This is a genomic window from uncultured Bifidobacterium sp. (assembly GCF_959020145.1).
In the GTDB taxonomy this organism is placed as follows: Bacteria; Actinomycetota; Actinomycetes; order Actinomycetales; family Bifidobacteriaceae; genus Bifidobacterium.
This window is the reverse complement of the sequence record NZ_CAUEQY010000046.1, coordinates 1-7,997: the sequence shown is the minus strand read 5'-3', so window position 1 is coordinate 7,997 and position 7,997 is coordinate 1. Positions and strand designations below refer to the sequence as shown.

The following is a 7,997-nucleotide window of genomic DNA, read 5'->3' as shown; positions in this document are numbered from 1 at the left end:
AGATAAGACGTTCACGCAGCCGTCTCAGGGAACGTACTAGGATATGTCCCGTTAAGAAATTTGAGAACCTGGTTGAAGCGAGGATACTTTGCCTACTTACCATTACCGTTGCAAGAACTGCAACTACGATTTCACCGAACAGCAGTCATTCACCGACGATCCGATCACCGTTTGCCCGGAATGCGGCGAAGAGCAGGTCCGCAAGGTGTATTCCGCCCCGCCGATCGAATTCAAGGGATCTGGTTTCTATCGCACCGACAAGTCCAAGTGAGCGAAAACGAATACACGTAACCGAGCAGCCGAAGCAAGGAAACGAGCCAAATAACCAGGGTCAGCAAACCTTGGAAAACAAGGCGACACGCCGAATCCTGTGGATAACTCGCATCTTCCGACCACAACCCTCGATCCGGCTTGCGCAGCAACTATTCGTAAGGTCATCATGCATGAATGGTGACCTTTTTTCATGACCTTAGCCAACGTCTGCAAGGCACGGACGGCAAACACACGAACCGCGTTTCGTCTTCGGCGCCTCATCGACGACGACGAAACGCGCAATTGCATCGTCTACTTGCTTCGCTGTGCGCCGGACTTGCCATATTCGCGGCCCTGCAGTGCGTGCGATTGACGATTTCCACGCAATCCGTCGTCATTGCGGCGAAGTCCATCGCCAAAGGCGGCGTGATTTCCGCGGATTCGCTTGCTTTGCGAGATATTCCATACGATGAGGCCCTGCGCAGCGTTGCTCACGATATCGATGATGCCGTCGGGCTGATTGCCCAAGTGGATATTGCGGAAGGCAGCATCGTCACCTCGGCCATGGCTCGCGCCTCCCCCGTTGTTCCCAAAGGATATACGGCGGTCGAAGTTCGGTTGGCGAGTTCCGCCGACAGTCTGACGATTGGCGATACGGTGACGCTTTCCAGCGCCACGATGTTCAGCGAGGCCACGCCGGAAACGGTACCGGATATGGATGCGGTGTCGTTACGTGAGCTGTGCACGGGAGCGATATTGACCGCGAAACCTTCACGGAATGCGGACGGCGACACGCTTGCGGTGTTTGCCATGCCTCCTCATGAGGCGGCAACCGTATTGCAGGCCCAAGAATACAGCGCGATCATCGCCATCGTCGGTTCGTAACGGCATTCCCAAGCGAATCCGCAGCACCATCATGCGGAATATATGAAATTCGGGAGGTCTGAACGTATCAGAACCTCCCGTATAGCAAACGAACGTCAGCGCTCCCGCTCGGAGAACACGCCCCAATGCGGTGGCAGCTCGCCCAGAATACGCTTGTCGTCGTCAGCATTGCGCTGGCGTTCGGTAAGCACATCGGACGGTTCAAGCTTGACGCCATCGGCATCGAACAGTTCCGTACCCTGCCGAACCACACGCTTGTGTTTGCGCGCCGTACGGCGGGTGGCGGAGTATCCGGACACCACACGCACGGCAGGCTGGTCAGATTCCGCGGACTCTTGGATGGAGGGTTCGTCGACGCTCACTTGACCTCCTGATACAGGTCGCTCAAGCGTGCCACGATGCGATCCACTTCCTTGTCTGGATTCACGAACGCGCCAACGCTCCACACGGTCATAACGGACCAGCCAAGCGATTCGATGTTCTGCAAAAGCACGCGGTGGCGTTCCCTGGTGGACTGCAATCCCATGAACTGCGCATCGTCGGTAAGCACGGCCAATGCGAACGGCTTGTCGTTCAGGCCAACCACCAGCGGCAGCTTGGAACCATTGTCGAAACCGTAGTCGACGGCCACATTCAAACCGCGGGCACGAATACGGTCGGCAAGATCGTTGAGCAATACGTTCGAACCGTTCGTCTTGACGACTGGGCGCACCACGCTGTCATCGAGCTGTTCCGCCCAGCGAAGCACCGTTTTCAGCATCTTCGGACCAGCTTGGTGCAGGCGCTCGTCATCCATGTCAGCTGACGAGAATGCGGACACGATGTCAAGATGACGATCCGGCACGGCCAACGCATCCAGCAACATACCCCGTCCGCCTTCGGATTCCAACGCTCCAAACTGTTGCAGCAGCCTTCCATGAGAAGTCTTCGCGTAGCACATCGCAAGAATCGCATCGGTGGCATGCGCGCCGGCCACATCGGAAATGTCCACGATGCGCACATGACGCAAGAACATGCCCATGGCCTTGTTCTTATTGGCGATCGCCTTAAGCTCGGCTCCCAGTCGGGTGCGGAACGTATGGGTCAGCGTCACCACGGTAAGCATGTACGATGCAGGCACGATCGTGAAACCGGCGGCACGCTTGGTGATCAGCCTGACCACCTCGTCGATTTCCTGCTGGCTGCTTTCCACCAGTCCGGACGTGATGACCGGCACGCCATTGGCATCGGCCACAAAATGGTAGGCGACCTCGCCCTGCGCGCCTTCCCTGGCCACGTCGAAGGGCACGGAACCGTAGCCTTCCGATTCCAGGAACGCGTTGAGCTTCGGCGCGCGGCGAACAGGACGATTGGCGATTTTCACGCTCGGCAGCAATGCGATGAGACGCTTCAGACCGTCGGAAGTGACGGTTTCGCGATGCGCGATCACCACCACCTGCTTGGCTCGGCTGATGATGCTGAGCAGTTCGATGGATTGAATATGCGCTGCGGCATCGATGATCACGACGTCGGCCAATGGCGCCGGATCGGTGATGGCCGCAAGCGTGGCAGGAGTCGCAACGAGAATAGGCTTCGCCGCGGCGAGAATCTGCGGATGCTCCTTATGCAGGCAGTTCAGCGAAACATTACGGGCGCCGGCAAGCGTGGTATGCAGCAGATTGGCCTCCTGCGTACGCGAGAACAGCATGTCGCACAGACGGCGCATGGATTCCTGCGCCACCATCGGACCGACCGAACGCACATGTTCCACATCGACCTGGGCGAACCGCTCCGCAGCGCCCTGCAATGCCGACCCATCCTGATTGGAAATGATCGCGGAGGATTTCACGATGTCTTCGAACGCCGTGGTCCACCATGCCAGCTGCAGTTCCCCTGCAACGGCATCGTTGGCAACGCCACGATTGTTCAGATCTTCGACCAGCTCGTCGAGGCCGACCGAATGGAATTCACGTTCCAGACGGGCGCGCTCAGGCAGAATATCAAGCGACTGCTTATCGTCATACAGGGCCTTCAAACGCTCTTCGACCTGATTGAAATCAACGGTTTCAAGATTGCCGCCCTGCGGAGTTGTGGCAAGTACCGCATTCAACGCGGTCATATCCCGATTGAGATTCTCCTGCGTTTCGATAATGTCATCCAGCTTGGCGGGCAATACCGGCCAGCCGCCATGAGGCACGAACATATGCCACTGATCGGCCTGCTTGGACACCACCAGCAACGCCTCATGCAGGTTCTCCACTTGGGCACCGACGCGCAGCAAACCCTTGGCTTCCTTGATGTGGCGGCGACGCTCCCAAAAGCCCATGGACGTACCTTCGGCCTTGCGCTCGGCCTTCGGCTTGGTCGCCTCGATCATGGATGCAATGTCACGTTCGAAAATCTCCGGCTGGAATACGTCAAGCACACGGCGCAGGTTCTTCAGCACCATGACCTGACGGCTCCACTCCTGCGCGGTCGTGGGAATCGGGAATCCGCAGGTCTGTACCGTACTGGCCACCTGCTCGCGGGTGGCGGGCAACACCTTGCGCAACAGCTCAACCACACGCTGGTATGCGCTCACCGCCTCCTCTTCGGAATACAGCGATGCCTTATACCATGCGGTGTCGTTCTCCGTAATGGTGTATTCGCCAAGCTCGCCCGCACGCTGCAGTTTCGCAGCCCAATCCTCGATCTTGTCCGCGATGGAATGCGCGGTCTGCTTGTTCAAACGCACATGCGTGGTCGGATGGGTGGGCAATGCCGCAATCTGCGCGAGATTCTGAATCGTCTGGTAGGCGGATACACCCCACTCCTGACTCACGCCGTGAAGATCGCCCAGATAACGGGTCAAACGCGAACGCACGCCAACCAGCTCATCGGCAATCTGATCAAAACGGGAGGAAGCAACCCCCGATTGGAAGCCGACGGCTGCAATCAGCTGACGGTCAATCGCAGCGTTGGCACCATCATCGGCGATATCCAGCAGCTGTCCGCTCATTTCGTTTGCGGCAACGGCCTGTACAAAACGACGCTTCTGATCGGTCACACACGGCACATAGAGCACAGACCGTCCGTTCATCACGCAACGCGACGCAATCGCCGCGGCCTGCTCGGCGGTATTGTTGGCGATCGCACTATCCACAAACAGCGAATGGCCCGCGGAGGCAAGCTGCGAGGCGTATCGGACGGTATTGTCCGCATCGCCGACCTCATACTCGCCATGAGGATCGGCATCAAACGGACTGTACTCCGGAATTTCGGCACCTTCCAACGCTTCGGCGGCGGACTTGTCTCCCGCCAAAGCGTCCAAGGCGGTATTGCCGGTCGGACCTTGCGCCAACTGGTCGATGATCTTCCGGCTTTCCACCAGCATCTGCGATGCCGGATCCATAAAGCATCCGAGAATAATGTGCCGTTCGATCTCAAAATCAGGGAACGCGTTGGCCGCAAGGCGTGTGATGGCAGCGAACACCGCGGATGTTTCCGGCGTGCCGCTTTCGTAATTCGAACCGTCGAACAGCTTGGACTCGTCCAATACGACGTTGTTCTCGCGCAGCACGGCGGCGAAAGCCGCATTCAAGCGTACGCGCCCTGTGAACGCGATCACCGTACCGTTTTCAATATTGCGTCCTTCTTTGCGCACCTCAACCGGATACATGAGTACCGGCATCTGGTTGCCTTTCCAGATGGCCACGCCAACCACCAAAGACAGTTCGCCCACGCCGCTGACACGGCTTTTCGCCTCACGATCGTCGAGCACACGCTCCACACGACGCCCGGCGGCACGCAACATGCCGTTGTCGCGGAACAAGGAATCAAGTTGCACATGCCCGCTGGCGAACAGCTGCGCGATGCCGGACGGATGCGCATGCGTCATGTCAAGCTGGGCGCTCAGCTGCGTCACGTCCTCAAGCGGCGACGGCGATAGACCAAGACGGTACTTCTCACGCCACCCCCGAATACGATCCAGCGCGGTGACGGTCTCGTTGCTTTCGCTCATGTATTGACTCACTTCCCTACCGCTTTGCGGTATTCCGCATACCCCGGATTATGTGACAGGGCCGCGTCGATGTCTGCATTGCCCAAAGCTCCCAGCCATGCGTACAAATCGTCGTACAGCGACGGGTTCATGGCAAGGAACGGCAGCAGCTCCGGATGACGTGCCATCTCGAACTGCACGGTGAAATCGTCGGTGCGTTTGGCATCATCCGACGTCAGTCCGTCGACTTCAATGGTCTGTTCCTGCTTGGCAAGCTCTCCCTTGGCGACTCGATCGAACACCGATCCGGGTTCAAAAGCCGGTTTGAATACGCTGGTTTCGTCCGGTGTCGGCTCGCTCACAATCTGTGGCTGCTCCGTGTTATGCGGCCTGAAACGCTCGTCGTCGGCCCGTTGCGCCGCTTCTTCCGGTTGAATCGGATTGGTACCGGATTGTTCTGCAATTTCATTGCGCTGCTCGTGCGTTTTTTCCGCTTGTTGTTCAGGCATGTCGCTGCTATCCGGCAATGCCACGATAATCGGCTTGCTTGGTCTTGCGCTGAATAGTTTGCTCACGGGAATCGTGTCGTGTTCGACGTCGTTGCCTGCGATGACTTGCGTCCGCGATTGGGATTCGGGCAGCATAGCCGGCTTTTCCTTTTCGGCGGCGTTCTTCTTGGCCCCTTCTTCCGCCGCCTGCTGTTCCGCCACGGCATCTGCCTCGGCTGCGGCGTCGGCGAAGAGGTCACGTGGCGCGTTATCCACGACGTCGTTATGCTGCACCAGCGAAACGGATGGGAGATCCCCATAATCCGGCTCGTTGGATCGAACTGGCGCGAAAGACTGACGTTCGGAGCGTTGCATGAGATTCACACGATTGGCGACGTTGCGCGCGTTGAACAATGCGGTCGGCTCTCCGGCACGCAGATTGAGAATGTCGTCGACCGACATATCGGCGGCGTCGGGCTCCTGCGACGCCTCATCGGACACTGCATAGGAGAACAGATTAGATACCGGAGCTGACGTGGTACTCTCGGATTCGGGCATGGCGCTCACGCTGTCACGTTCAAAAGTGACGCGTACGTCGCCGAATTGCAAGGTCATTGGCGTGGATGGCAGTTTGAAATCCTCATCCGCGGGCAGACGCATCAATTGGCCGTTGTCGGCCACTACAAACGAACCATTGGTCGACTTGAGATCACGTACGGAAGCGTTGCCCTGCGCGTCGACTGAAACAATGGCATGCCGTTTCGACATGGATTTGTTCGTATCCATAATGTCAAGGCGCGCGAATCCGTCATCCGCCAGAGGACGTAACGGCTTGCGGCCGATTTCCACGCTTTCGCCGCTGCCCAGCTTCTTCAGTTCGGTTCCATCAACCTTGACGGTCCACTGCTGTGCCGTTCGTTGATCTTCGCTCACCGTTGTCGGCCTTCCTTTCACACATACCACTACTTGTCATTGTGTCATGCCTTGCCACGTATTTCAGGATTATGACGCGATTAATTGACAACTTTCGCCTAATTCCCCCATTGTATGGCACGATATGGAAGCATTCATGCCTAAATCGGATTTTATTGGATCGTCAGCGAAAGAAAATCCCGTAATATGCGGAAAACCCCGCCGCCTTGTGGCGAACGGGGTTTCCACTCAAGATTGTGATATGCGGCTTCAAGCCGCGCGAATCACTTGAGCTCGACGGTAGCGCCGGCTTCTTCGAGCTGGGACTTGGCCTTCTCGGCGTCTTCCTTCTTGGCCTTCTCCAGGACAGCCTTCGGAGCGCCGTCGACGAGAGCCTTGGCCTCAGCCAGGCCCAGGTTGGTGATAGCGCGGACGGCCTTGATGACCTGGATCTTCTTGTCGCCAACGGCGGAGAGGATGACGTCGAACTCGTCCTTCTCTTCCTCAGCAGCAGCGCCAGCAGCCGGAGCGGCGGCAACAGCGGCGACCGGGGCAGCAGCCTCGACGTCGAACTTCTCTTCGAAGGCCTTGACGAACTCGGAGAGCTCAACCAGGGTCATCTCACCGAAAGCTTCGAGCAGCTCATCGTTGGTGTACTTAGCCATAATGGCTTCCTTTCATTCTTGGCGACGGACTGAATTGAAGAGGTGGCCGTCACCTAAAACAATTGTTTTTCTTTTTTGTGGTTGCTTCATTCATGCGGCGAGCCGCAGCGAAATCAGGCAGCCTTTTCCTGCTTCTCGCGCAGCGCATCGATCGTACGCACGGCCTTGGTCGGCAGAGCGTTGAACAGGTACGCGGCCTTGGACATCGTAGCCTTGATGTCGCCGGCGAACTCGGCGAGCAGCTGCGGGCGAGACTTGAGGTCTGCCAGCTTCTTGGCGCCTTCAGCATCGTAGACGGTGCCATCAGCGAAGCCGCCCTTGATGATCAGTGCCTTGTTGGTCTTGGCGAAGTCACGCAGGGTCTTCGCAGCTTCGATGAAGTCACCCTTCACGAAGGTCACAGCGGTCGGGCCGGCGAGGATCTCGTCGAGACCTTCGATGCCAGCTTCCTTGGCTGCGATGCGAACCAGCGTGTTCTTAGCCACAGTGTAGGAAGTATCGCGGCCTAGCTTTTCGCGCAGTTCAGAGATCTGCGGAACGGTAAGCCCGCGGTACTCGGTCAGGTAGATAGCGTCGGCGTTACGGAACTTGTCCGTAAGCTGAGCGACCACCGCTTCCTTTTCGGGCCTCTTCATGGCGTTCCTTCCTTAGTCAACCGTTGACTGTGAGATTCGGAACACCTCGCAGGGCAATAAAAAAGCCCTGCACGCAGGCAGAGCAACATTCGACCGCTAAGCGGAAAGCCCTTGGTGGGCGTATGTTCTTCAACCTGCGCTGGCTTGGCGAACCAAACTTCGTGAGCGCTTGCACGCTCCAACCAACGGTCTGTGGTTTACA

7 protein-coding genes are annotated in these 7,997 nt (G+C 57.8%); 2 read left to right on the top strand and 5 right to left on the bottom strand.

All coding sequences use genetic code 11. The features are described 5' to 3' along the window. Positions 1 to 88: 88 nt before the first annotated feature. A complete protein-coding gene (locus Q5H33_RS07665; protein WP_022245303.1) occupies positions 89 to 271 on the top strand; it encodes an FmdB family zinc ribbon protein in 183 nt (60 codons plus the stop codon). Positions 272 to 555: 284 nt separating this feature from the next. Continuing rightward, positions 556 to 1,137, top strand: coding sequence for an SAF domain-containing protein (locus Q5H33_RS07660; RefSeq protein WP_226556791.1), 582 nt, complete (start codon positions 556 to 558; stop codon positions 1,135 to 1,137). 95 nt (positions 1,138 to 1,232) lie between these two features. Here the strand turns inward: Q5H33_RS07660 and Q5H33_RS07655 are convergent, their stop codons facing one another. From Q5H33_RS07655 to rplJ, 5 genes are all read right to left on the bottom strand, one after another. Next, on the bottom strand, positions 1,233 to 1,436 hold the full coding sequence (locus tag Q5H33_RS07655; RefSeq protein ID WP_171025350.1) for a hypothetical protein: 204 nt from the start codon (positions 1,434 to 1,436) through the stop codon (positions 1,233 to 1,235). Positions 1,437 to 1,495: 59 nt separating this feature from the next. Beyond that, positions 1,496 to 5,116 (bottom strand): hypothetical protein, encoded by a 3,621-nt coding sequence (locus Q5H33_RS07650; protein WP_022245300.1) that lies wholly within the window; start codon positions 5,114 to 5,116, stop codon positions 1,496 to 1,498. A gap of 8 nt (positions 5,117 to 5,124) precedes the next feature. Beyond that, positions 5,125 to 6,516 (bottom strand): FHA domain-containing protein, encoded by a 1,392-nt coding sequence (locus Q5H33_RS07645; RefSeq protein WP_065446771.1) that lies wholly within the window; start codon positions 6,514 to 6,516, stop codon positions 5,125 to 5,127. 263 nt (positions 6,517 to 6,779) lie between these two features. Continuing rightward, positions 6,780 to 7,160 carry a 50S ribosomal protein L7/L12 gene (gene rplL, locus Q5H33_RS07640; protein ID WP_003807866.1) on the bottom strand — a complete coding sequence of 127 codons (381 nt, stop codon included), beginning with the start codon at positions 7,158 to 7,160 and terminating at the stop codon, positions 6,780 to 6,782. 113 nt (positions 7,161 to 7,273) lie between these two features. Then, positions 7,274 to 7,795, bottom strand: a complete 522-nt coding sequence (gene rplJ, locus Q5H33_RS07635) for a 50S ribosomal protein L10 (RefSeq protein ID WP_302423857.1) — start codon at positions 7,793 to 7,795, stop codon at positions 7,274 to 7,276. Positions 7,796 to 7,997: the final 202 nt, after the last annotated feature.

Excerpts from the sequence above, each read along its gene's own strand:
- Q5H33_RS07650 (WP_022245300.1), bottom strand. The coding sequence starts at position 5,116 with ATGAGCGAAAGCAACGAGACCGTCACCGCGCTGGATCGTATTCGGGGG.
- rplJ (WP_302423857.1), bottom strand. The coding sequence starts at position 7,795 with ATGAAGAGGCCCGAAAAGGAAGCGGTGGTCGCTCAGCTTACGGACAAG.
- rplL (WP_003807866.1), bottom strand. The coding sequence starts at position 7,160 with ATGGCTAAGTACACCAACGATGAGCTGCTCGAAGCTTTCGGTGAGATG.